Consider the following 1,366-nt stretch of genomic DNA (forward strand, 5'->3'; position numbering starts at 1 on the left):
AATGCTTTGCGTAAGCTAACATCTCCGTTTAACCTTCGGGCACTGGGCAGGCTTCACCCTCTATACGTCGTTTTACAACTTAGCAGAGAGCTGTGTTTTTGATAAACAGTTGCCCCCCCCTATTTTCTGTGGCCTATTAAAAATAGGCGCCCCTTCTCGCGAACTTACGGGGTTATTTTGCAGAGTTCCTTAACATTGGTTTTCTCGCTCGCCTTAGAATACTCATCTTGGGAACGTGTGTTCGTTCTCGGTACAGGTTGATAAAAAATTAACACTAGAAGCTTTTCTTGGAAACATGAAATCATTCAATTCGTTACTCGACCGAAGTCTTCACTATGCATCACAACTCAAGATTATGCTATACAGATTTGCCTATATAACTCTCTTGTTGCTTACCCCACAATCCAGTAAGTGGTAGAACTATCCTTTTTCGTCACTCCATCATTCTTTTACCAAGTACAGGAATATTAACCTGTTGTCCATCGACTATGCATTTCTGCCTCATCTTAGGCCCTGACTAACCCTGGGTGGACGAACCTTGCCCAGGAAACCTTTCCCAATAGGCGTCGAAGATTCTCACTTCGAATCGTTACTCATGCCGGCATTCTCACTTTTAATCTCTCCACCAGTCCTCACGGTCTGACTTCAACGAAATTAAAACGCTCTCCTAACGCACATAATGTGCCCGTAGCTTCGGTATTGTGTTTGAGTCCCGTTACATTATTGGCGCAAGATCTCTTGACTAGTGAGCAATTACGCACTCTTTAAAAGGTGGCTGCTTCTAAGCCAACTTCCTAGTTGTTTATGAAATCTCACAACCTTTCTCACTTAACACAATTTTGGGACCTTAGCTGACGATCTGGGTTGTTTCCCTCGCGAGCGTGGACGTTATCACCCACGTTCCGACTGCATAGCTTAATTTTAATGGTATTCGGAGTTTGATTATAGTCAGTACAGCTAGATGCCGCCATTCCACATTCAGTGCTCTACCCCCATTAAACAATACTATACGCTAGCCCTAAAGCTATTTCGAAGAGAACCAGCTATCTCCAGGTTCGATTGGAATTTCACCGCTATCCACAAGTCATCCGGGCACTTTTTAGCGTACTACGGTTCGGTCCTCCACTTAGTTTTACCTAAGCTTCAACCTGCTCATGGATAGATCACCTGGTTTCGGGTATATGCCAATATACTAAAGTCACCCTATTCAGACTCGGTTTCCCTACGGCTCCGCTTTTTTCTGCTTAACCTTGCATATTAACATAACTCGCCGGCCCATACTGCAAGATGTACGCCATCACACTTTAACGTGCTCTGACTACTTGTAAGTAAATGGTTTCAGAATCTATTTCACTCCCCTCTCGGG

General features: G+C 44.1%; 1 rRNA gene. It reads right to left on the minus strand.

Going from position 1 to position 1,366, the window contains the following annotated elements:
* Positions 1 to 1,366, minus strand: a 23S ribosomal RNA gene (locus CDH49_RS15460); the annotation flags it as partial.

Source organism: Confluentibacter citreus (assembly GCF_002807055.1).
Taxonomy (GTDB): Bacteria; Bacteroidota; Bacteroidia; order Flavobacteriales; family Flavobacteriaceae; genus Confluentibacter; species Confluentibacter citreus.